Origin of the sequence: Pseudomonas tremae (assembly GCF_001401155.1) — a bacterium.
GTDB classification, from domain to species: Bacteria; Pseudomonadota; Gammaproteobacteria; order Pseudomonadales; family Pseudomonadaceae; genus Aquipseudomonas; species Aquipseudomonas tremae.
On the sequence record NZ_LJRO01000016.1, the window covers coordinates 1 to 21045 of the forward strand.

Consider the following 21045-nt stretch of genomic DNA (forward strand, 5'->3'; position numbering starts at 1 on the left):
CGCCCTGCGCAGGGCGCTGAATGACGAGGAGAACTACATTGTCACGGTGCCAGGTCGCGGTTATCGCTTCATCGCACCGGTCAGTGTGCAACCGGCTATCCGCCCCGTGCCAGCACCGACTTCAGCGGACACGCTGCCTGCCGTCCCGCTGGTCAATCGTAAGGTACTGGGACGCGGCGAACTGATCGAACAATTGTCGACGCTGACCCTGGCCCGGCGTCTGCTGACCCTGAGCGGTCCGGGCGGCGTAGGCAAAACCACCGTGGCGCTGGCGCTGGCTGACAGTCTCGCCGCGCAATCGGGCCTCAGCGTTGCCTTCGTCGACCTGACGCCGGTCAACGGCACGCAGCCCATACTGGGAAGAATCGCGTTCGCGCTGGGCCTGAGCGCCGAGAGCGAACACCCATTGCATAACATGCCTCCTTCGCTGGTCAGCCGCCCGCAGTTGCTGGTGCTGGATAATTGCGAGCATGTGCTCGATGAAACAGCTGCTGCAGTCGAAGCATTGCTGACCAATGCTCCGCTCTGCTGCATCGTGGTCACCAGTCGCGAGCCGCTGCGCGCGTTCGGTGAATGGGTACATGAGCTTGGCCCTCTTCAGGTGCCGGACGAACACGAAGCGCTCACTGCCGAACAGGCCGTGATGTACTCCGGGGTGCAGCTCTTCGTCACGCGCGCCAGAGAGCAGGACCCGGAATTTTCCTTCAATGACAGCGACGCCCATACAGTGGCTGCCATTTGCCGCAAACTGGACGGTAACCCACTGGCGATCGAGCTGGCAGCTGCACGCGCCAGAACCTTTGGCATCCACGATCTGGTCGGCCTGCTGGACGGCAGTTTCCGCCTGCAAATGACCGGGCTGCGCACTGCCCTGCCGCGCCAGCGCTCGCTGAGCGCCACGCTGGACTGGACCTACGGCATGCTCAGCGCAGACGAGCAGGCCTTGCTGCGCCAGCTGTGCATATTCAATGGGTCTTTCACCATTGACGGGGTCATGGCAGTCGTCAATATCGGTCTACCTGATGTGCGCCTGACGTTGCCGATGCTTGAGAGCCTGCTGGACAAATCCCTGCTCGGCACCTTCGATCACAGCCAGGGCAAACGCTTCAGGCTGCTTGAGACCACACGCCTTTACGCACGCGAAAAACTTGTCCGGTACGATGATGTGCCACGCTTGTGCCGGGCTCACGCACAATGGTCGCTGACACTCCTGGAACACGCCAGACAGGACCTCGAACAGCTCTCTCAGGAAGTCTGGACTCAGCGTTACAGCATAGAAATCGACACCATCCGGGCTGCGTTGACCTGGGCTTTCTCAGTCGAGGGTGACCGCCAACTGGGGGTCGAACTGACGCTGCACAGCTCGCCGCTGTGGCTGCGCCTGTCGCTGGTTCGTGAATATCAGGACTGGGTCAACCTGGGCCTGCCGCGGCAACTTGAAGAGGCGCTGATGGACCGTCGGCAACGCATGCGACTACTGACCATGTCCGGCAGTATTCTGATGCTTACGTACGGCGCGGGGCAGAAAATGCGCGAGGTCTGGCAGCTGGTCAGTGACGACGCCGAAGCGCTGGATGACTCCGAATACCGCCTGCGGGCCTTGTGGGGAAAATGGAACGACCATACCTGCAGCAACAGGCACGTGCAGGGCACGCAGGTTGCCGAGCAGTTTCTGGCACTGGGCAAGGATTACCGGATCGCTGACTGTCAGTTGCTCGGCAAGCGAATGCGCGCTACCAGCGCGTTCTACATGGGCGATATGAAAACCGCACGTCAGGCCATCGAAGAAGCGCTGGGCGCGCCTCGCTCGCGGTCATCGCACATCATCGACATGCATTTCGACCAGCGCATTGCCGCGCAGTCGCTGCGGGCTCAGGTTCAGCTACTAATCGGTAATACCGGGCAGGCAATGGTCGCTCTGGATACCAATGTGGAACAGGCGGTTGCGCTGAGTCATCCTGCAACGTTGTGGTACACCCTGGCGATCAGTGCGATCCCGGCGACGCTCATTGCCGGTACGCTGCACAAGACGCGGCGCTTCCTGAAGCTTCTCAAACAGAGCAGCGAACGGCAGCCGTTGCATATCTGGCGGCAGCTGACGTGCTGCTATGAAAGTATTCTGGCGATTCGCCAAGGTGATCCGGCAACGGGTGTACCGCTGCTCGGAGAAGCGCTGCAGCAACTGCGCAACCATGTCGAAACACCCCTGCATGCGATGCTGCACACCGAGTATGCGACCGGGCTGGCGGCGCTGAAACTCGAACCCCTGGCGCTGGAAATCCTCGACGAGCTGCATGTCGGTGCGGTGAATAACCACGACCGCTGGTATTTGCCGGAGATCATGCGGGTCAAGGCTCAGCTGATGCTCGACCAGCCGCATGACTACTCGCTGGAAGCTGTGCGCATGATGCTGAATCAGGCCCTGGAAACAGCGCACAAGGACGGCACGCATTTCTGGGCATGGCGTATCAACACAGACCTCAACCGCCTGAAGATCGCCCCAGGTACGCCTGTAGCCCGCTACAGTCCTGCGATGCATTGAGTGCGCTGGTTAGCGCTCAGGTCATATCAGCCGCTGCGCCACCAGTGCGTCGGCGACGGCCTGAAACGTGTTTTCCGGGACCGGGTCGCCCGCCACGCTCCGCTTGGCAATCGACTCGGCAAGAGCTGCATCTGGCCACACGGCGATGCCCAGAGGTGTAGCCTCGGCCAGCAATACCGCCGATTCGTGTTGTGCGGCGCGGCAGACCACAATCGGCACCGGCGTTTCTCCTCGAACATAACGCACGCCCACAACCCAACCGCCAGCGTCGCCGATCATCAGAGACGCCCGTGCCAGCCCTAGCTTGGTCGCCAGTGCCTGCATTTCGCGCCGTTGACGCTGCCGTTCGCGTTTTATCATCGGGTCGCCATCGACGTCTTTGCGTTCGCGCTTCTGCTCGCTGTGGCTCATTTTCATTTCCCGGCCAAACAGCCAGCGTTGCATCAGTACATCCACGGCACCGACCAGCAGAAACGCCGCAAGCACGGTAAACACTAGCGGTTTGAGGACCAGATAAAACGTCGACTCGATACACCCCTCACCACAGCGCGAAGACTCCATCAGCGCTTGCAGTGCCTGGCGGCCGACCACATAGAACGCCAGCCCCAGCAGCACCACCTTGACCAGCCCCTTGAGAAACTCGATCAGGTTACGCATGGCAAAGATGCGCTTGAAGCCCTCGGCCGGATTGATCCGCTTGATGTCCGGCTGAACGGGTTCCACCGAGAACACGACACCTTTCATCGTCACGATATTGGTCAGAATCACCGCCCCGACCGTCACGGCCACCACTGGCAAGGTGATGCCGATGACGATTTGCTCGGCATGATCGAGCAGCCGTGGCCAGACGTCGTTGAAGGGTTCGATATAGATCAGCGCCGCCAGGTCGATCAAGGCTTCGACCTGCGCCCTCGCCTTGGGCAACAGCACCGAGATACACAGGGTGCATAACAGAATGACCATGCCGGAAACCAAATCCTGGCTTTTTGCGACCTGACCTTTTTTGCGCGCGTCACGCAGCTTCTTGTCCGTGGCCGGCTGGCTTTTCTCTTCGCTGGACTCACCCATCAGTCGCCCTCGACCGCCAATGCCTTGAGCACCTCGACGGTGCCACGGAACTGTGCCAGCTGATCAATCATCACCGGGATCAGAAAGCCGATATAGACCACCATCAACACCGAAAAAAACAGGTTCTTGACCGGTAATGACAGGTCGAAAATATGCAGGCTGGGCGCCATGCGCGACAGGTACGCGAGCATCAGGTCAGTGATCAACATCGCAATCAGCAAGGGCGCTACCATCAATACGCCTATGCGCATCACCTGATCGAGAATCGCCAGAATGGACATCAGGGCCGCGCTGCTGAACAGCGGCGTGAACTCGGTCACAGGCCACAACTGGTAGCTGTGGTAGTAACCATCGACCATCAGGATGAAGCCCCCGGACATGAAAAACAGCGTGATCAGCATGACGGTGAGCAAGGTCGCCATCACACTTGCCTCCCCCTGCCCCAACGGGTCGACCAGTTGTTCCATGGTGGAACCGCGTTGCAGATCGATCAGTTCGCCTGCCACTTCTGCGGCCCAGAACGGTATGCCGAACAACAGCCCGATCAGCAGCCCGATCAGCAATTCTTTGATCATCAGGCCGGCCAGAAAGAATCCGCTGTGTTCGGGCATCGAGGTGAACGCTGAAAAGACCGGCAGAATCATCGGCACCGAGATCGCGACCGCCACGCAGCCGCGAATCATGCCGGTCAGCCCCAGGCGATTGAACGCCGGTGTAATGATCACCACGCCCATGGCACGGGAGGCAGCCAGTGATGCAGAGCTGATCACCGGGTAGGCGATTTCGATGAACGCATTGGTCAGATCAGCGCCCATGACAGTTCAACGAGTCCACAGCGGAAAGTTGTCCAGCACCTGATTACCCAGCTCCGCCACCTGCCCTGCCAGTAACGGGCCGACAAACACGATCACCAGCAGGACGCCAACCAGCTTGACCACCTGCGGCAGTGTCTGGTCCTGAATCTGCGTCAGCGCTTGCAACAACCCTACGCTCAACCCGACCACAATCGCCACGATCAATGCCGGGGCAGACAGCAGCAGCACAGTCATCAATGCCTGATTCATCAGCGACAGAAATACGTCCTGGCCCATGGCGTCAGCCTCCGTAGCTTAGAATCAGCCCGTGCATCAGGCGTGACCAGCCGCTGAGGGCCACGAACAGGAAGATTTTCAGGGGAATGGAAATCAGCGTGGGCGAGACCATCGACATGCCCATTGCCATCAGCACGTTGGACACCAGCAGGTCGACGACCAGAAACGGGATATACAGCAGAAACCCGATTTCAAAGGCACGGGTCAGTTCTGAGCTGACAAACGCCGGGATCAATACCACCAGATCGTCGTCACGCAGATCGGCACGGGCCTCGGGGGACCAGATGGTTTCGGTGGCCTGCACGAAAAAGCCGCGTTCGCTTTCGTTGGCGAACTTCGACAGATGCGCCTGCAGCGGCGGGCGCAAGGCACTGCCCAATTCTTCCAGTTGCTGAACGTTTTGCAGGCTCAGGTCGCGGCCCTCCACCTGCCGATACATGTCGCCGATCAGGGGTGTGGTGACGTAGACCGAGAGGATCAGTGCAATACCGTAAAGCACCAGGTTCGGCGGCGTCTGCTGCACGCCCAACGCGTTGCGGATCAGAAACAGCACCACAGAGATCTTCATGAATCCGGTCAGGGTCACCACGGCAAGCGGAATCAATCCGATGGTGGCAACGACCAGAATGATCTCGATCAGATTTGGCTGGTAACCGTTCATGAGCCACTGAAACCGAGCAGACGCACGCCCAGACCGTCACCGATAGTCACCAGTTCGCCACGGCCGACACGACGGCCATTGACCATCAGGTCTACTTCATCATGCGCCAGGCCGGCCAGCGGCAACAGACTGCCGGGGGCCATTTCGCGCAACTGCGCGAGCGTCAGCTCCACGCTGCCCAACTGGCAGACCAGGGTGAGCGGCAAATCGTCCAGCGAGGTGTCCAGATCGGCATCGGTGCTCAGTTCACTCATCAGATCGTTCCTGTCGTAGGTATAGGGAGGGAGCCCGGAGTTGCCAGGACGTAACGCGCCTTGCCAGACCAACGCGTCTCGCTGACGCCTCGCTACGGTCTGGCAGTGATGCCCAAGGCGCAGCAGAACTTGCGCGTCAGGCAGGGTGTCGAGCATGACAACATCGCCTGGTAGCAGGCTGCGCAGCTCGGCGCAGGTCAGCGGGGCCTGCCCGGCTTCGACACTCAATGCGAGCCGTAACCCTTCCAGCGGGGCGCGCGCACAAGCGACATGCTGCTCAAGCAGTTCGATCACTCTGGAAGCGCTATCTGCGTCCAGATACAGATTCAGCGCCTGCGCGGAATGGTTGTCAGGACGTACTTCGATCGCAACTTTCATCAGATGCCTGCATGGCTGACTTGCGGCGCATGGCACTACCCGCACAGACTCGCTCAGCAGCGCCTCCAGCGGCTCGATCCAGCTCAGCCAGGCCTGTTCGAGCAGCATGGCGTCTGCCTGAGTATCGATTGCAGCACCGGGCTGCCAATCCAGCCCCGAGAGCTCAAGCAGTCGACGCGGGATGTTCAACTCGATCTGATGCTCGCCAAGCAGCAGTGCCACACGCACCGACTGCCGGCATTCGCCGCCAGCACTGGCCCATAGCACCTGTACCGATTGCTCGCCGATGAGCATCTGCCAAGGCGCCAAGCGTCGGTGCAGCCGGTTGTGCGGGTTCAGCAGTGCAGCGTCGAAACGGGGCAGTCGGGCCCTCAGCGTGGCAGCGTCAGACTGGTCGGTGGCGATGGGTCGGGCAAACACCGTCATGGTTCGTTTCCTGATACGCCGGCAGGTATCGCGACAGAGGGTTGATCGGCTTCGTCACGTTGTTCGGCCAGCCGTGCATCGCTGCGCACGCGCTGCTCCAACAGGCTGTCCCAGGCCCTGGTTTTCTGTTGCTGTTCGATGTGCGCCTGCTTCAACTGCGCACGGGCCTGCTCTTCGGTCTTAAGAGTCAGGGCCACCGCGTCAGCATCGGCCTGAAGCGCTACGCGCTCCTCGTCCAGCTGTTGCAAGCGATCCTGTGCAGCCCGCCAGGCGCTGACCGACAGCCCTTCGCTGAATCGGCCGTATGCCTGCTCGGCTTCCTGGACGAGCTTTTCACGGTGCAGGCGCAAGGATTCGCGCGCGTGGTCGAGGTCGCTACTGGCATCGCGACAACGTTCACGCTGCACGGCAAGGCGCGTCGCTGCGCGCTGCTCACGCAACGCGCGCAAAGCCTGAAGACTGTGCAAATCAGCCGTTTTCATAGGCGTTTTCCATGACACTTGCCTGCTGGCATCGAATGGGGAAGTACATGCGGACAACCAAGATATCCAGACCTGCTTCAACTGCCAGACCACCGTTTGCGCTCATGCGAGCACCTTGCGCATCTGCGACAAAGTCTGCTCGAGGCTGTCGTGTTCGGCGGCAGGCTGACGCAGAAAGGCCTCGATAGCCGAATGCCGGGCAATCGCTTCATCAGCCACCGGGTCGCTGCCAGCGGCGTACTCACCCACCTGAATCAACAGTTCGATTTGCTGACGCCGGGCGATCAGTTCACGCATCCGCGAAGCCAGCTGGCGGTGCTCTGGCGTGGCGATGTGGTCCATAAGTCGGCTGCGGCTGCGCAGTACGTCGATGGCCGGAAAGTGATCACGCTGCGCCATATCGGCACTCAGCACGATGTGGCCATCGAGAATCGAGCGGGTTTCTTCTGCCACCGGGTCCATACTCGCGTCGCCCTCAGTCAGTACGGTGTACAGCGCGGTGATGCTGCCTGACGGCCCCGGACCGGCGCGCTCCAGCAGGCGCGGCAATGCCGAGAAGAACGACGGTGGATAACCGCGCCGGGTCGGCGGCTCACCCACCGCCAGACCGATCTCACGCTGAGCACGGGCGAACCGGGTCAAGCTGTCCATCAACAGCAGCACGCTACGGCCCTGATCGCGATGGTATTCAGCAAGGGTCGTCGCCACATACGCCGCCCTCACCCGCTCGGCAGCGGGCCGATCCGAGGTGGCAACCACGGCAACGGTGCGCGCGCGTGCCGCAGCATCCAGCTGGCCTTCCAGCAGCTCACGCACTTCACGGCCACGCTCGCCAATCAGGCCGATGACGATCACATCGACATTGCTGTTGCGCACGATGCTGGCCAGCAGCGAAGACTTGCCCACGCCCGGCTCGCCGAAAATGCCCATGCGCTGACCCTGTGCAAGGGTCAGCAAGCTGTCGATGGCGCGCACCCCAAGCGACAGCGGCTTGACGATCCGCTGGCGGCTGAAGGGGGCTGGCGGCTCGGCATGCAGTGGGTAACGCTGCAAGCCGATGGCAGCGGCCGGTGCCGGCCCATCGAGAAACTCGCCCATCGGGCTGATGACCCGCCCCAACAAGGCGTCGCCGACCTGCACGCCCATTGCCTGACCCGTGGCGATTATCTGGGTGCGGGTCGACAGGCCCTCCATGGAGCCGATGGGCGACAGGATGGCGTCGTCCTCATCGAAGCCGATGACCTCGGCCGACAGCTCTCGTCCGTTTACGGGATCGCGCAATACGCACAGTTCGCCGATCCGCACCCCGGCGACACTGGCACGCAACAGCACGCCGCGAATGCTTCGCAAGGTGCCACGCATCGGTCTAGGCTGAGCAAGTTGCAGACGCTGCTGAAGATCCGGCAGCAGCGTCATCAAGGCCTTATTCAAGGAGCATCCCCTTCCGCCAGAGGCAACAACGCACGCCGCAGGTTGTCCAGTTGCGCCTCCAGCCCGAGTTCGACCGAACCAGCCGGGCTGCCCAGACGCGCCTGACCGGTTTCGAGCTGGTCATCGCCGACGATGCTCAGCGATTTGAGTGCCAGAGGAGCATCGTCAGCAAGCCGCTGGCGAAGGCCCTCGACTTCAGTCCGGGGCACGTACAACGTCAGGGCCTGATCCTGGCGGAACGCCGAAAGTGCCTCCGCGGTGCAACGCAGCAGCCGCTCGCGGTCATTCATTTCGCCCAGCACCTGGCGAGCAATGCCCAAGGCCAGTTCAGCCAGCGAACTTTCCAGCCCGGCAAGGTAGCGGTCCACCTCGGCACTGGTCTGCGCCAGCAGTGACGCTACCTGCTCAGCGCCTTCCTGACGGGCACGCTCGAAACCCTCTGCACGCGCCTGCTCCAGCCATTGCGCACTGTTTTCGCGAACAGACCGGGCCTCCTGGTGAGCCGCTTCGACAAAGGCGTAGCCGTCAACCCAACGTGTGGCATCAGCTGCGCGGACGATGCGTGATACAGGTCGGGTTGGCAGCTCACTCATGGTCATCACTCTCGGTCAGCAGACGGGCAACGGTACGTACCACGCTCACCTGTCGTTCATCGTCCGGCTGTTGCGGCCCTTCAGAAACGTCGAAGCGCAAGCGCAGCCAGGCCTGCAGAGCCACGGGCAGCGCCTGAAACCAGGCAGCAACGCAGGCTGCGCCATCACGGTCTATGGCCTGGAGCAGTTCGGTGGGCGTGCGCAACAGATTGGCGGCCCCGGCAAGATGGCGCTGGGCGAGCGCCAGCGAAAAAGCATCGTCGCCCAATAATTCGCGGTACTCGCTGACCACATCACCACGAATTTCCCGACTCAGCGTGGCGGCGTGCCAGACCGCGCCGCACAGACGCGGCAGGCGTGCAAAATGGTGGTCGGCCAACAATATGACAGCCAGATCTTGCTGCGCTGGCGGAGCCATTCGGGCCAATGGTTGTAGCTTGAAATGCGCGCTCAGCAGATGTTCGAAGCGCTCGCCAAAGCGCGGGGAGTCTCGTAGTTTTGCCAAGGCCGAGGCACTGACATCGCGTTGCAGGCACTCGGCAAGCCAGCGTTCCCTGACAAACGTCAGAGGACGCCCGGCCAGCGCCTGCCACTGCTCCATCAAGGCAGCGCTCATGGTGCGTCACTCAGCACATAGGTGCCTTCGACCCGGTGGCGCTGCCAGAACTGGCGACTCAGCAACCCGGCCAGCACCAGTGCAATAAGCAGCAGGCTGCCAAACAGCCAGCGCGCGGCGGGCACATCATCCTCGAGCATCCATAGCCCGAAGAAGCTGGCGAGTTGCGGCTGGGCGCTGGCCTTGTCGGGGACGACTGCCTTAATGGCGGTAACCGAAACGCCGTCGTAGCCGAGCCCGGAAATACCATTGGCAACCAGGGTCTTGATCTGCGGGATCAGCACGTTGATGTCGGTGCGCGGATCGTACCGGACCAGCACCGAAGCAGAAGACGGCGAGATCACCCGCTTGAGCAGGTCATTGTCAGGCAACACGACATGCACCCTCGCGGAAAGGATGCCGTCGATCTGCGAAACCGTATGTGACAATTCCTCGCTGAGCGCATACACCATCTGCGCGCGCTCCTGTACCGGCGAAGACACCAGGCCGTTGCCTTTGAAGACCTCGCCCATATTGGAAAAAGTCTGACCGGGCAAACCGGCATCATCCAGCGCCGCCATCGCCTCGGCAAAACGCTTTTCGTCGACCATCACCTTGAGCTGGCCGTTGTCCTGCACCTTGCGTGACGCAGGTATGCCATCGCGCAGCAATACCGCCAGCATGGCGTTGGCTTCACGTTCGCCGAGGTTGGTGTAGAGATCGATGTCGCAAGCCTGTAACAGACTGGCAAGCGTGGCCACGATCAACAGGCGCAGGACACGGCAGCGTTTGGGCATGGTTCATTGACCTTTGAGAAGGGTGTTGGCAGAGCCGGATATCTGCGTGGCCCCGCGCACCACCATCTGAGTTTCGATGGAGTAGTCGAACATCCGCCCCAGCGATTGCACGATCTGGTCGACTTGCGGCCCGCCGACCTTGCCAACCGCCTGGCCATCGCTCGCGGCGGCTACCGGTGGCTGACTGGCGGCCTGCGGTGCGCTGCCCTGGGTCAGCGCATCGGCGCGCTCGGAAAACTGCCGCGAGCGGTCGATGAAGCCGTCCAGCCGCTCCATCAGGTTGCTGCCGATCTGATGCGGGCTGGCGCCTTGCGGCATGCCTTTTGAGGTCTCGGCCATGTGTTCGAAGAGGTTCTGCGAAGCCTGTGGCCCCGCGCCTCCTCCCGGCGAAGGCAAGGCTGCCGCCGCCGGTGACGCAGCTAGATTCACCGTCATGGTCGCACCTTATTCAGAGTCGTCATCGGACTGCGCTTCGTTCAGCATTTCCTGAGCGCGCGGCATGATGATGAATTGCCCGCCAATGGTGACGGCCTGAGTGATCATTGCTTCGTTGAACTCACTGTCGCTGGATGCCTGTTCGGCGTTCTCGACGGCGGCGTTGAAGCGCGACTCCTGGCTGGAAACATTGACGTCGACGTTGCTATCTACAGAATTGACGGACATGGGTAGTGCTCCTTTCTGAGGTTACTGGCGGTCGGTGGCGACTTGAGTGACGACACCGCCTCGAAACACCCGCACACCGCGCTCGCGCACCACCGGTGCGGCCTCGGCGACAGGTTGACGATCCACATGCTGCTGAATCTGCGCCAGGTAGGCTGGCGGCCCGGAGACGAACAGACTGTCGTTATCCGGGCTGACACGGCTGGACATCGGCTGGCCGGACACTTCCAGGCGCGTCAGATAGTCCTGCAACTCTTGCAGCGGGGCGCCTTGCAGGTCGAAAACCCGCGTGCCGACCTCATCCGCGCCTGCGATGTGCAGCACGTTGCCGTCGAAATACCAGCTCAACTGATTGGCATCACACAGGTGGCCAAGAAACTCCCCGGCCGTTTTGCCGCGAACCGTACCGCGCGCACTGCCACGGACCTTGTCAGAAAACACCACGATCAGGTCGAGGTTCTGTGCAAACTCGGTCAGCGCACCACGAATATCCTGGTCGACCAGCACATAGGCATAAGGCTCGGAGAACCACTCGGGTTCGCGCTCCGCAGCGGCATTCGACACTCCGGACGACGAGCACAGCAGCATCAGCAGCAGTAGTTGCGCGGCGCGCCAGTCAGCCTTGAGCAGCATCATGGTGTCCTCCTTGCCTGGTGCGGCGCTGCGGAGTGCAACGACCAGCGGCGCGGCGAAAAACAGGGTTTAAAAAACGGTCGCAATTCAGCGCTGTGGCTATAAACTGGCGCTCGCCTGCGAAGGCCGTCGACGGCTGAATCGCCTTGTCCCGTCCCCTTTCACAAGAGCCTTGTCCATGCCTCCTCGCTCCCTCCCAACGCTGTTGTTGCTCGGCTGCCTGACCCTGACGGCGTGTGCGACCCAACCCAAAGCCGACGCCAGTTACGAGCGCTTCATGCAACTGGCTGCCGACCTGGAAAAACGCGGTGACTCGACGACTGCCGCGTCGTTCTACCAGCGCGCCACGCAGCAGCCCGAAGCCGGCGTGGAGGCCTGGCGCAAACTCGGTGCCGCGCTGCTCGTCAGCGATGACACGCGTGGCGCGGAACGCGCCTACCAACGGGCACTGGAGCTCAAGGCCGATGACCCAGAAGCCTTGTTGGGCCTGGGCACCGCACAGCTGCGCCAGGGCAAATTGCAACGTGCCGTTAACGTGCTGAACCAGGCAGCCACTGCGTTGCAGCAACCGCAGGCGTGGAATCGTCTGGGCATCGCCTACATCCTCAGCGGTGAGGCCGCTCAGGCACAGAACGCCTTCAATACCAGCCTGCGCCTGGCGCCGAACGATCTGGACACACGCTGCAACCTGGCCCTCGCCTATGCGCTGGGCGATAACAATCAAAAGGCTCTGGATACCATTGGCAGCGTCAGCGAATCGCCGCTGGCGCAACCTCGCCACCAGCGCAATCAATTGCTGGTGATGGTGCTTGCCGGTAAGGACAAAGACCTGAAGGCTGTGACCTTCGATGACATTCCCAAGGCCGAGCGCAGCAAACTGATCGCCGAAGCGCGACGCATCAAGGCGATACCCGACCGTGCCGAACAGGCGCGCGAATTGGGGCTGGTCGACGCTCGCTGAAATCATCGTGCCTCACGGGTATCAGTGTTGGCCTGCTGTTCTGCCTGACGGCGGCGCAGCTCCTCGCGGTCATAGCCATCGATATAGACTTGCGCCGCTCGGCCCACCGGAGCCGCCATGACCGGCCCGGTACTCCGGCCCTGCACCACATCCGAACGCTGCTCAACCATCTGCAACAGAATCAGATTGCTGGCACAGCCCGGCGGCAGCAATGGCTGGAAGTCCTCTCCGACGCCAATGTCATCCTGAGCAGCAGGCTGGACGCAGGCATCAGGCACCAGTTCCACGCGACCGTCGGCACGGGTGATGGCTGTGTAATCCGGCGAATAACGCAACGGGTCTAGGTGCGTCTTGCAACCTGCCAGCAGGCACAGCGTCATGATGACCGGCAGGCGTGGCATGCTTGAAATAAGGTTCATGGCCGGCTCCTGTCAGTTCATGTAAAAGCCGAACGCGCCGCCGCTACGCGGTCCTGCCGACGCGGTACTGGTTGCACGTTGCTTGTCGAGGGGGGTTGCCGCAACACGCTCCTTGACCGGCTCGACCAGGTAAGGGGTGATCAAAATCACCAGTTCGGTCTCGTTACGCTGGAAGCGCTTGGAGCGGAACAGATTGCCCAGGATCGGCATGTCGCCGAGCATCGGAACCTTGTCCATGTCCTGGCTGCTTTCGCGCTGGAACAGGCCGGCAATAGCGAACGTCTGGCCGCTGCCGACTTCCACACGGGTATCGGCGCGGCGCACCCGGAACGACGGTACCTGATAGCCGTTGACGTCCAGCGTGGTGGTGCTCATCAGGCTGCTGACCTCGGGGCGTACTTGCAGGGCAATTCGTCCGTTGGGCAGCAGTGTCGGGCTGAACAGCAGCGACACACCGTAGGGCTTGTATTCGATACCGACCACTTCACGGTTGACGGGCACTGGCACCGCGACTTCGCCGCCCGCCAGGAAGCTTGCGGTCTGCCCGGTCATGGCCGTGATATTCGGCTCTGCCAGCACTTCGAGCACGCCGTTGCTTTGCAATGCTTCAAGCATCGCATCGATATTGACGTTACCCGAGGTGAGCCCGGCGCTGATCACGTTCGACGCGCCGCTGGCGGCATCGGCAGCCAGGCTGCCTCCGGTCAACAGGCCAAAGGAAAAAGTGCCGTTATTGAACAGCGCGTTCCAGTTCACCCCATAGCGCAACAGCTCGGAGCGTGAAACTTCGGCAAAACGCACGCGGATGTTGACCTGCGCCGCCCCCGCATAAGTGGCGCTGTTGACCGACGATTGAAAGTTCTGGCCTTCGCTGCTCAGCAAGGCGTTCAGGTCGGTCGCTTCACCGACATCCTGCACAGAGCCGCTGGCAATAACGCGATTGCCGCTGGCGCTGATGCGCGCCCGACTTTGCGGGTGCAACGCCTTGAGCGGACGTGTCACCGCTGCCGTACCGCTGCTCACGGCAAGACTCAGCGCGGCGGTTTCCCGGCCTTCACTGTCCAGTGCAATCAGGCTGGTCTGTCCGGCGGTCTTGCCGAACACATAGATCACACCCGGTGATACCACTTGCAGATCGGCAATGCCCGGTTCGGCGACCATGACCGAATCGACAGGTGCCGAAAAATGCAGAACCCGGCCCTCGCCTATCGCCAGGTCAATGGTGCCCTCGGCACCTTTGGCGATGGTCTGGGCGTTCGCACCGCCAGCAAGGAGCAACGCGCCCAACGCAAGGAACAAAACACGAATCATGGAAGCTGAACACATCATGAGGCAGTCGCCAAAGGGGTGGCCGCGCTGGTCTTGGGGGCCGGGCGCGCAGTGATGTCGGTCAGGCTGACAGTGCCGACCGCTTGAAGGTTGTATTCGCTGGCCAGCTCGCGGTAGGACAGCACCGGTAACTGCAATTCGCCGCGCACAATGATGCGGCGCAGGCCGCGACGCAGCTCTGGATGTACCAGCAACACCGTCAGATCATCTTCCGGCAGCACATCGCACAGACGTCGAAGTTGCCCCAGCACGGTCCGGCCGATGTCATCGGGCAACGCGTCACGGTGTCTGTCCTGGCGGCCCAGCGCGGTACGCAGTTGCTCTTCAAGAGCAGGTGCCAGCACGAAAGCGCTGATGACCCGGTTGCGATCGGCATATTGATGGCTGATCTGGCGCGCCAGCGCGGCGCGCAGGTGTTCGGTCAGCCGCCCGGCGTCGGCCTCGCGGCCGCCCCACTCCACCATCGCTTCCAGCAGGCCACGGCGATTGCGTATCGATACGCCTTCGGCAACCAGCAGTCGCAACACTTCGGCGATGCGTTGCAGCGGCAGAATGCGCAGCGCCTCTTTGACCAGCTCTGCGTACTTGCCTTCAAGCTGCTCGAGCATCACGCGGGTTTCCTGAATGCCCAGAAAATCCGCGGCATAGCGCCGTAACGTGCGCTCCAGCATGGCGCGCAGCACTTCGTCGGCGAACAGAAAGCCGATGCCCGCCTCCTGCAACTTGTCTGCATGATCACGCCCTACCCAGCGACCGGGGCGGGAGCTGATCGGAGACGGGGCCTCGAACGGCTCTACGGACATCAATTGCGCGTGCAGCGGATCGTCTTGCAACAATAGCGAGCGAGCGCTGAATTCACCTTCGCAAACCGGCACGCTCTCCAGCTCGACCTGAAAGCGATCGGCCGCCAGCGCACGATCCAGATAAACCTCCGGCACGGGCACCTCGACCCCCAGATCAACGCGAATGTCGTGGCACATGGTCTCGATACGCTGACGTAATGGTTGCAACGGCGCGACCTCGGCCAGCCCGGCACCGATGCTCAGCAGCACCTGCGTATCGCGAGGACGTTCGGCCTCCTCGAAGACTGTGGATGGCTCAGGGTCCTCCACCAACGGCTGCTCGGGCTGCTCGACCTGAACGGCAGGCTGGCTGGCCCGGTGCTGACGACGCCAGAGAAAAAACGCGCTACCGCCGAGAATGGCCGCCAGCACCACGAACACCAGCATGGGAAAGCCGGGCAGCAGGCCAACGCCGAGCAGAATCAGTGCAGTCAACCCGAGGGCACGGTGGCTTGCACCCAGCTGGCGGACAATCTCGGTGCCCAGATCGCGCTCCTCACCATCACTGTTGACGCGTGTTACCACTGTGCCGGCGGCTACCGAAATCAACAAGGCCGGGATCTGTGCGATCAGACCATCGCCCACTGTCAGCAGCGAATAGGTATGGGCCGCCTCGGCGAATGGCATGCCGCGCTGCACCATACCGATCATCATGCCGCCCAGCAGGTTGACGAACAGAATCACCAGCCCCGCAATGGCATCGCCCTTGACGAACTTCATGGCACCGTCCATCGCACCGAACATCTGACTTTCCCGCTCCAGACGCGAGCGGCGGCGTCTGGCCTCGCCCTGATCGATATCGCCATTGCGCAGATCGTTGTCGATGCTCATCTGTTTGCCGGGCATCGCGTCCAGGGTAAACCGTGCCGCAACTTCGGCGACACGCTCGGCCCCTTTGGTAATGACCACGAACTGCGCCACCGTAATGATCAGAAACACCACCAGCCCCACCACAACCTGGCCGGCAATCACGAAATCGCCGAACGCCTTGACGATATGACCGGCGTTGCCGTCCAGCAGGATCAGGCGCGTGGTAGTGATCGACAGCGACAGACGAAACAGCGTGCTGAGCAGGATCAGCGGCGGCAACGCCGAGAATTCCACCGAGTGATTGATGTAGAACGCGACGATCAGTATCAGCAGGCTGAGGGCGATGTTGAGGGCAATCAGCGCATCCACCAGATAGGTGGGCAGCGGAATGATCATCATCGCGATGGCCATCAGCATGAACGCAACAATGATCACATCGGTGCGCTTTGACGCTATTTCGGCGAGTTGATTGAGGCGGTTCATGAGGGTCATTGCGCGGCCCTCCGGGCGTCCAGATAACGTCTGAAACACTGTCGCGCATCATCACTGCGACCGGCTTTCCACAGCGCCCGGCTGCGTAACAACAACAGCGACGCGCTTTCGCCTTGCTGCTCGACCAGACGGTCCAGCGCTGTGAGCGCCCTGTAGGCATCACCACTGTCAGTGAACGCCAGCACGAGACTGTGCAGCAGCGCGGTGTCGGTCGGCGCCAGTTGTATGGCAATCAACAACATGACCAGTGCTCGCTGAGGCTGACCACTGCGCCGGTACAGATTGCCGAGCCCGGTCAGCAGCTCAACGCATTCCCGATCCTGATACGCACTCATGGCTGCACCTCGGCGCGCTGCTGTTCCAGCAACAGACGCAACTCGATTTCTTCACGAATGACGTCCTCTGCGAGATCGCGAATATCTGGCTCCGCATCCAGCGCAGGGAGTACTTCGTCGAGCAGATAACGCAGTACCTGCAACGAGCGAGCCGCGCCGAACAAGGGGGCAGCGACACCGGCAGCCTGTTCGGTCTGCTCCAGTTCGCCACGCAGCGAACGACGCACCTTGCGCTCGCGCTGATCGAGCAACGCCTCGAATCGCGTGCCCTGTCTTGGCTGCGCAGGCGCAACACGTTCGACCGCTGGCAAGGCCTCCGAGGACGTCGAGGTGATGGGCCGCAGATCAACTTTCATAGGGTGAAGGCAAACCGTTCCTGGCCCCGCGCCAGATGCACCTGATCACCCTCGATGCTTTCCAGCGTCCAGTCGTCAGTCAACCTCGCGCCAGGATAGACGCGCTTGCCGTGCTCATCGATGACATAGGGATTAGGCCCGAACCAGACGGCCTGCAGACGCACACGTGGCGTAGCGACGGCGGCGCTGACCTTGACACTGGGGGTCAGCACCACGCGTTGGCCGAAACGGCTATCGAAATCGCGCTGGACCTGTAACCAGCTGTTTTTGAGCGCGGCAGGATAGCTGCCCGCCACTGTGAGTTGGCCTTCCTGCTCCTGGATGCGCAACTGGCCAAGCCCGGCGTCACGCAGTGCCTGCTCCAGCCATACCCTGGCGTCAGGCAGCGCAGGTGAAGATGCACTGACAGAAGCCGGAATTGCGCTGTCGGTGGTGCGCAGTGCGGACGCTGGTGGCGCGCGGAAAGCAAATGCAGTGGCGCACGTCGCCAGCAGCAAAAGTGCGACCAACAGGGGCAATTTGAGCGCCTGCAACGAGCCGGCTGCGACAGGCGAAGCGCTTGCAGGGCGAGTACTGCGCAAACGCAAACGACTCTGGCCAAGCTTCAACTCGACAGGCAGGTCCAGGCGTTGACCATGTCCCTTCGGAATAAGCAGACTTTTGCCAAGAGCATCGATGGCAGTCACGTCGCTGCCCATCGCCTCAATGGCAACGATGTCATCGGAAAACCGCAGGCGTGCGTGCTGGCTGGCAATATCGGCATCGCCCAGCACCAGATCGGCCGGAGCGGCATTGCCGATGATGTAGACAGGCTTGTCGAGTGTCAGGACGACACCCTGATGCAAGCCGTGAAGAATTTCGAGCAACGCCACGCCACTGTCTTGCAAAGACGAGTCTGGCGTCGCGTTCAATGAAACAAGGGCTGTCATGATCGAGTCACCACCGTGTGATTTACCGGAAACGGCACGTCAGAGCCAGGTAAAGCTGTCGATCGAAAGACGTCGTGCAAACACTGCAAGAAGCGGGTGTGGGCAGCAGCGCCGCTGCCCACACCACAGCATCAGTTCTGAGGACGTTGCTTGGTAGCGTCCAGCTCTGCCTTTTTGGCAGTGGAGATTTCAGTGATCTTGGCTGACTTCTCGATAGCCATATCAAAGGTGGCGGACATTTTTTCGATTGCTGCGTCCGAGTTGCCGGAGCTTACTGGTGGAGTCTCACTCATGTTGTTTCTCCTTGCTTTTAGGGGGAAAGTTTCAACTGCCGGAAGGCAGAGCAATATGCCATCACAGAACAGCAAGTCAGGGACGGTATTACTTAATGATCCCGATCAGCAATGTGCTCACTGTTTTGCCGAACCGATAGTACGCAGGCGCGATTATTGAATGCTGTGAAAAGTTGTGAATTTGCATTTTCACAACCAGCAGCATCAACTGAAAACAATGATATCAACGTGATATTTATTTCTGCTTTATTTCAATGCGGATTATTTTTTAATCTGGCGTCTACAGCTCAGGCGCCGTCGTGCGGGGCGTTTGGAGCGTTACGGGAGGTACGGTTGCTCTGTGAAACATTGTGAAAATACCCTTGCCACTCTTTTTCTACTTCGCCGAGTGTTAGTACTTTCCATTAAACAGCGCCACAACACGTAAATATTAGAACAAGCCCAATGAATACACTGCACACGCTTCCACGCGGCGTCACTTGCACTATGACAAAAACTGCATTCTAGCCAGCGAGTATGGGCTGGCATTAAAGCGCGTGCGCGACAACACTTGCTATAATCAGGTTTTGTAATCCAGCAAACCACTCGATGGCGATTTACACGTGGATACGGCGAGCCGCATACATCCCCAGATCAGCAGCAACGTAACAGCGGCGCACAGTGAATCAAAGTTTGCCGATCTCTCCGGTCGCTTCGCCGATGGTAGCGAGAGTCGCCTCGACATCATCGAATGCCTGTTCAATAGCAACGAACGATTGCTGAATGGCTTCCCGGTTGTCCACCGTCTGCTCCCCTCGCAAACGTTCGACACGCTCCAGCTCACTGAGCTGCAATTGCCGAACCTCCTCGCGCAGGTTTTGCAGCGTCGTCCAGACTGAATGGAATTGTTGCTGGCTGTCATTTACCACCGTTTTACCTCCTCGTCGATTCGTTAACGTGCAGGGTTGAGACAACCGGCATTCGCGATGCTCCGCTCTATTGCTGGTGATCTGATTAAATACCTGACAACGCCGCCCGTCAGGGTTGATACACATCACTTTGAATTTCCCTCCGCCCCAAGGATCACTTTTCATACCGTTGCCGCACTCAACCGACACAGCAACCTGGTTGTTCACACTGTTCACTGTAAAAGCGATCTCATTACTGACAGGTTGATGCTCGAACGATTTATGAAGCTATATATGACCGATAACCGCCTTTGGCCTCGAACCCTCCCCAGCAGTAATGAAAAAGGAATTTCCCGGCATGGCCACTCCTGACACAACCCCGCTGCGCCGGGCAATTACCGCCCCTATGCTGACCCTGTTCATCCTCGGCGACGTGCTCGGGGCCGGCGTGTATGCGTTGGCAGGCACGATAGCCGGACGCGTCGGCGGCGCCATCTGGGCTCCGTTGCTGATTGCACTGTGTTTTGCGTTGCTGACTGCTGCGTCCTACGCCGAACTGGTGACCAAATACCCGCGTGCAGGAGGTGCAGCGGTGTACACGGAAAAAGCCTTTGGCAAGCCGCTGCTGTCGTTTCTGGTTGGCTTTTCGATGGTCGCGGCAGGCGTCACCAGCGCTGCCGGGCTGGCGGTGGCATTTGCCGGCGACTACTTTCAGGCATTGGTGAACTGGCCCGCGCAGTGGGTTTGCGTCGGTTTCCTGGTCATCGTCGCGCTATTGAATGCGCGGGGTATCAAGGAGTCGTTGTCGGCCAACCTGCTGATGACCACCATTGAGCTGAGCGGTCTGGCGATGGTGATCGCCGCTGCCGTCTGGTTTGTCAGCCAGGGCAATGGTGTGCCGCAACGCGTGTTCGAACTGGATACAGCATCACCGGCCACGGCGATTCTTGCTGCGTCGTTGCTGGCCTTTTATTCGTTTGTGGGCTTCGAGACCTCGGCCAACCTTGCTGAAGAGATCAAGGATGTGCGCAGGGTTTATCCAAAGGCGCTATTCGGCGCGCTGCTCATCGCAGGCGCGGTTTACATGCTGGTCGGCGTAGGCGCAGCGATGGTCTTGCCCGTCGAGCAATTGAAGGCATCGCAAGCTCCGCTGATGGATGTGGTCAGCGCATCTGGGCTTGGAATACCTGCGCCCTGGTTCGCAGTCATCGCGCTTATTGCGGTCGCCAATGGCGCGCTGTTAACCATGATCATGGCCAGCAGGTTGACCTTCGGGATGGCACGCGAAGGTCTGTTGCCGTCTGTAATGGGTTCAGTTCTGCCCCGGCGCCGGACGCCCGGTGTGGCCATCTTCGTGACTACGCTGGTAGCCATCGCCCTGTCTTTCACCAGTACCCTGACGATTCTGGCTGAAACCGTGGTGCTGTTACTGTTGTTCGTGTTTCTCAGCGTCAATGTCGCGGTACTGGTACTCAAGCGCGACAAGGTCGAGGAAGGGCATTTCAAGATTCATTGGGTTGTCCCGGTGCTCGGCATTCTTTCCTGCCTGCTGCTGCTCACCCAGCAAGGTCCGGAAACCTGGTTGCGTGCAGGCATCATGCTGGTCGTGGGCGCGGTGTTGTATGGGCTGACACGGTTGGGTAGCTCTGCGTTGGCATCACATTCTCGTTAACAATGCGGTGGAACAACTTGACGAAGTTCACGCTGATAACAGGTCAAGCCCCCACAACCGGCATAACACCGTCGACTGCCTCAGCGGTGTTATTTAATAGCGCTAACAT

24 protein-coding genes are annotated in these 21045 nt (G+C 60.6%); 3 read left to right on the forward strand and 21 right to left on the reverse strand.

Features of this window, described 5'->3' with window-relative positions; all coding sequences use genetic code 11:
• Nucleotides 1-2542: ATP-binding protein (locus ALO43_RS00285; RefSeq protein WP_054996955.1), on the forward strand; the 2542-nt coding region annotated here is incomplete at its 5' end.
• A 21-nt stretch (nucleotides 2543-2563) separates the two neighbouring features.
• On the opposite strand, the gene ALO43_RS00290 is transcribed toward ALO43_RS00285, so the two are convergent.
• The 13 genes from ALO43_RS00290 to ALO43_RS00350 all read right to left on the reverse strand — a co-directional run bounded on the left by ALO43_RS00290 (nucleotide 2564) and on the right by ALO43_RS00350 (nucleotide 11614).
• On the reverse strand, nucleotides 2564-3610 hold the full coding sequence (locus ALO43_RS00290) for an EscU/YscU/HrcU family type III secretion system export apparatus switch protein (RefSeq protein ID WP_024689993.1): 1047 nt from the start codon (nucleotides 3608-3610) through the stop codon (nucleotides 2564-2566).
• A complete protein-coding gene (gene sctT / locus ALO43_RS00295; protein WP_005893056.1) occupies nucleotides 3610-4425 on the reverse strand; it encodes a type III secretion system export apparatus subunit SctT in 816 nt (271 codons plus the stop codon). The genes ALO43_RS00290 and sctT overlap by 1 nt, the downstream gene beginning before the upstream one ends.
• Nucleotides 4426-4431: 6 nt before the next feature.
• Nucleotides 4432-4701: a type III secretion system export apparatus subunit SctS gene (gene sctS / locus ALO43_RS00300; protein WP_005893057.1), complete on the reverse strand. Its 270-nt coding sequence runs from the start codon at nucleotides 4699-4701 to the stop codon at nucleotides 4432-4434.
• 4 nt (nucleotides 4702-4705) lie between these two features.
• Nucleotides 4706-5362, reverse strand: a complete 657-nt coding sequence (gene sctR, locus ALO43_RS00305) for a type III secretion system export apparatus subunit SctR (RefSeq protein ID WP_005893058.1) — start codon at nucleotides 5360-5362, stop codon at nucleotides 4706-4708.
• On the reverse strand, nucleotides 5359-6420 hold the full coding sequence (gene sctQ, locus ALO43_RS00310; RefSeq protein ID WP_024670152.1) for a type III secretion system cytoplasmic ring protein SctQ: 1062 nt from the start codon (nucleotides 6418-6420) through the stop codon (nucleotides 5359-5361). The genes sctR and sctQ overlap by 4 nt, the downstream gene beginning before the upstream one ends.
• The gene (locus tag ALO43_RS00315) at nucleotides 6417-6902 is read right to left on the reverse strand and encodes a hypothetical protein (protein ID WP_024670151.1); all 486 of its coding nucleotides are present in this window, start codon (nucleotides 6900-6902) and stop codon (nucleotides 6417-6419) included. Before ALO43_RS00315 ends, sctQ begins: the two co-directional genes overlap by 4 nt.
• A gap of 102 nt (nucleotides 6903-7004) precedes the next feature.
• Nucleotides 7005-8318, reverse strand: a complete 1314-nt coding sequence (locus ALO43_RS00320; protein ID WP_371903713.1) for a FliI/YscN family ATPase — start codon at nucleotides 8316-8318, stop codon at nucleotides 7005-7007.
• A gap of 11 nt (nucleotides 8319-8329) precedes the next feature.
• Nucleotides 8330-8926, reverse strand: a complete 597-nt coding sequence (locus ALO43_RS00325) for a FliH/SctL family protein (protein ID WP_054996956.1) — start codon at nucleotides 8924-8926, stop codon at nucleotides 8330-8332.
• Nucleotides 8919-9542: a hypothetical protein gene (locus ALO43_RS00330; protein ID WP_054996957.1), complete on the reverse strand. Its 624-nt coding sequence runs from the start codon at nucleotides 9540-9542 to the stop codon at nucleotides 8919-8921. Before ALO43_RS00330 ends, ALO43_RS00325 begins: the two co-directional genes overlap by 8 nt.
• Nucleotides 9539-10318, reverse strand: coding sequence for a type III secretion system inner membrane ring lipoprotein SctJ (gene sctJ / locus ALO43_RS00335; protein WP_005893069.1), 780 nt, complete (start codon nucleotides 10316-10318; stop codon nucleotides 9539-9541). Before sctJ ends, ALO43_RS00330 begins: the two co-directional genes overlap by 4 nt.
• A gap of 3 nt (nucleotides 10319-10321) precedes the next feature.
• Nucleotides 10322-10753, reverse strand: coding sequence for a hypothetical protein (locus tag ALO43_RS00340; RefSeq protein ID WP_054990741.1), 432 nt, complete (start codon nucleotides 10751-10753; stop codon nucleotides 10322-10324).
• A gap of 9 nt (nucleotides 10754-10762) precedes the next feature.
• A complete protein-coding gene (locus ALO43_RS00345) occupies nucleotides 10763-10981 on the reverse strand; it encodes a hypothetical protein (protein ID WP_005893071.1) in 219 nt (72 codons plus the stop codon).
• 21 nt (nucleotides 10982-11002) lie between these two features.
• A complete protein-coding gene (locus ALO43_RS00350; RefSeq protein ID WP_024670149.1) occupies nucleotides 11003-11614 on the reverse strand; it encodes a type III secretion protein in 612 nt (203 codons plus the stop codon).
• A 175-nt stretch (nucleotides 11615-11789) separates the two neighbouring features.
• Between ALO43_RS00350 and ALO43_RS00355 the strand changes: the two genes are divergently transcribed.
• A complete protein-coding gene (locus tag ALO43_RS00355; protein WP_024670148.1) occupies nucleotides 11790-12572 on the forward strand; it encodes a tetratricopeptide repeat protein in 783 nt (260 codons plus the stop codon).
• A 2-nt stretch (nucleotides 12573-12574) separates the two neighbouring features.
• On the opposite strand, the gene ALO43_RS00360 is transcribed toward ALO43_RS00355, so the two are convergent.
• The 8 genes from ALO43_RS00360 to ALO43_RS31245 all read right to left on the reverse strand — a co-directional run bounded on the left by ALO43_RS00360 (nucleotide 12575) and on the right by ALO43_RS31245 (nucleotide 19492).
• A complete protein-coding gene (locus tag ALO43_RS00360; protein WP_054996958.1) occupies nucleotides 12575-12991 on the reverse strand; it encodes a hypothetical protein in 417 nt (138 codons plus the stop codon).
• A 12-nt stretch (nucleotides 12992-13003) separates the two neighbouring features.
• Nucleotides 13004-14302: a type II and III secretion system protein family protein gene (locus ALO43_RS00365; RefSeq protein WP_005893076.1), complete on the reverse strand. Its 1299-nt coding sequence runs from the start codon at nucleotides 14300-14302 to the stop codon at nucleotides 13004-13006.
• A gap of 14 nt (nucleotides 14303-14316) precedes the next feature.
• Nucleotides 14317-16464: a type III secretion system export apparatus subunit SctV gene (gene sctV / locus ALO43_RS00370; RefSeq protein WP_024670145.1), complete on the reverse strand. Its 2148-nt coding sequence runs from the start codon at nucleotides 16462-16464 to the stop codon at nucleotides 14317-14319.
• Nucleotides 16461-16799 (reverse strand): type III secretion apparatus assembly chaperone SctY, encoded by a 339-nt coding sequence (gene sctY / locus ALO43_RS00375; protein ID WP_005893082.1) that lies wholly within the window; start codon nucleotides 16797-16799, stop codon nucleotides 16461-16463. The genes sctV and sctY overlap by 4 nt, the downstream gene beginning before the upstream one ends.
• Nucleotides 16796-17155, reverse strand: a complete 360-nt coding sequence (locus ALO43_RS00380) for a hypothetical protein (RefSeq protein WP_024670144.1) — start codon at nucleotides 17153-17155, stop codon at nucleotides 16796-16798. The genes sctY and ALO43_RS00380 overlap by 4 nt, the downstream gene beginning before the upstream one ends.
• On the reverse strand, nucleotides 17152-18084 hold the full coding sequence (locus tag ALO43_RS00385) for a SctD/MshK family protein (RefSeq protein WP_053479974.1): 933 nt from the start codon (nucleotides 18082-18084) through the stop codon (nucleotides 17152-17154). Before ALO43_RS00385 ends, ALO43_RS00380 begins: the two co-directional genes overlap by 4 nt.
• Before the next feature lie 131 nt (nucleotides 18085-18215).
• A complete protein-coding gene (locus ALO43_RS30845; protein ID WP_005893086.1) occupies nucleotides 18216-18377 on the reverse strand; it encodes a hypothetical protein in 162 nt (53 codons plus the stop codon).
• A gap of 665 nt (nucleotides 18378-19042) precedes the next feature.
• A complete protein-coding gene (locus ALO43_RS31245) occupies nucleotides 19043-19492 on the reverse strand; it encodes a hypothetical protein (RefSeq protein ID WP_230855664.1) in 450 nt (149 codons plus the stop codon).
• A 130-nt stretch (nucleotides 19493-19622) separates the two neighbouring features.
• On the opposite strand from ALO43_RS31245, the gene ALO43_RS00395 reads away from it, so the two are divergent.
• Nucleotides 19623-20936 (forward strand): APC family permease, encoded by a 1314-nt coding sequence (locus ALO43_RS00395; RefSeq protein WP_053479973.1) that lies wholly within the window; start codon nucleotides 19623-19625, stop codon nucleotides 20934-20936.
• Nucleotides 20937-21045 lie beyond the last annotated feature (109 nt).

Bases quoted from the DNA above. Each gene is read 5' to 3' on its own strand.
- sctJ (WP_005893069.1), bottom strand. From the start codon at position 10,318: ATGCCCAAACGCTGCCGTGTCCTGCGCCTGTTGATCGTGGCCACGCTT.
- sctY (WP_005893082.1), bottom strand. From the start codon at position 16,799: ATGAGTGCGTATCAGGATCGGGAATGCGTTGAGCTGCTGACCGGGCTC.
- ALO43_RS00340 (WP_054990741.1), bottom strand. From the start codon at position 10,753: ATGACGGTGAATCTAGCTGCGTCACCGGCGGCGGCAGCCTTGCCTTCG.
- ALO43_RS00350 (WP_024670149.1), bottom strand. From the start codon at position 11,614: ATGATGCTGCTCAAGGCTGACTGGCGCGCCGCGCAACTACTGCTGCTG.
- sctR (WP_005893058.1), bottom strand. From the start codon at position 5,362: ATGAACGGTTACCAGCCAAATCTGATCGAGATCATTCTGGTCGTTGCC.
- ALO43_RS00345 (WP_005893071.1), bottom strand. From the start codon at position 10,981: ATGTCCGTCAATTCTGTAGATAGCAACGTCGACGTCAATGTTTCCAGC.
- sctT (WP_005893056.1), bottom strand. From the start codon at position 4,425: ATGGGCGCTGATCTGACCAATGCGTTCATCGAAATCGCCTACCCGGTG.
- ALO43_RS00395 (WP_053479973.1), top strand. From the start codon at position 19,623: ATGGCCACTCCTGACACAACCCCGCTGCGCCGGGCAATTACCGCCCCT.
- ALO43_RS00325 (WP_054996956.1), bottom strand. From the start codon at position 8,926: ATGAGTGAGCTGCCAACCCGACCTGTATCACGCATCGTCCGCGCAGCT.
- sctQ (WP_024670152.1), bottom strand. From the start codon at position 6,420: ATGACGGTGTTTGCCCGACCCATCGCCACCGACCAGTCTGACGCTGCC.
- ALO43_RS00360 (WP_054996958.1), bottom strand. From the start codon at position 12,991: ATGAACCTTATTTCAAGCATGCCACGCCTGCCGGTCATCATGACGCTG.
- ALO43_RS00385 (WP_053479974.1), bottom strand. From the start codon at position 18,084: ATGACAGCCCTTGTTTCATTGAACGCGACGCCAGACTCGTCTTTGCAA.
- ALO43_RS30845 (WP_005893086.1), bottom strand. From the start codon at position 18,377: ATGAGTGAGACTCCACCAGTAAGCTCCGGCAACTCGGACGCAGCAATC.
- ALO43_RS00315 (WP_024670151.1), bottom strand. From the start codon at position 6,902: ATGAAAACGGCTGATTTGCACAGTCTTCAGGCTTTGCGCGCGTTGCGT.
- sctV (WP_024670145.1), bottom strand. From the start codon at position 16,464: ATGACCCTCATGAACCGCCTCAATCAACTCGCCGAAATAGCGTCAAAG.
- ALO43_RS00355 (WP_024670148.1), top strand. From the start codon at position 11,790: ATGCCTCCTCGCTCCCTCCCAACGCTGTTGTTGCTCGGCTGCCTGACC.
- ALO43_RS00380 (WP_024670144.1), bottom strand. From the start codon at position 17,155: ATGAAAGTTGATCTGCGGCCCATCACCTCGACGTCCTCGGAGGCCTTG.
- ALO43_RS00330 (WP_054996957.1), bottom strand. From the start codon at position 9,542: ATGAGCGCTGCCTTGATGGAGCAGTGGCAGGCGCTGGCCGGGCGTCCT.
- ALO43_RS00290 (WP_024689993.1), bottom strand. From the start codon at position 3,610: ATGGGTGAGTCCAGCGAAGAGAAAAGCCAGCCGGCCACGGACAAGAAG.
- ALO43_RS00365 (WP_005893076.1), bottom strand. From the start codon at position 14,302: ATGATTCGTGTTTTGTTCCTTGCGTTGGGCGCGTTGCTCCTTGCTGGC.
- sctS (WP_005893057.1), bottom strand. From the start codon at position 4,701: ATGGGCCAGGACGTATTTCTGTCGCTGATGAATCAGGCATTGATGACT.
- ALO43_RS00320 (WP_371903713.1), bottom strand. From the start codon at position 8,318: ATGACGCTGCTGCCGGATCTTCAGCAGCGTCTGCAACTTGCTCAGCCT.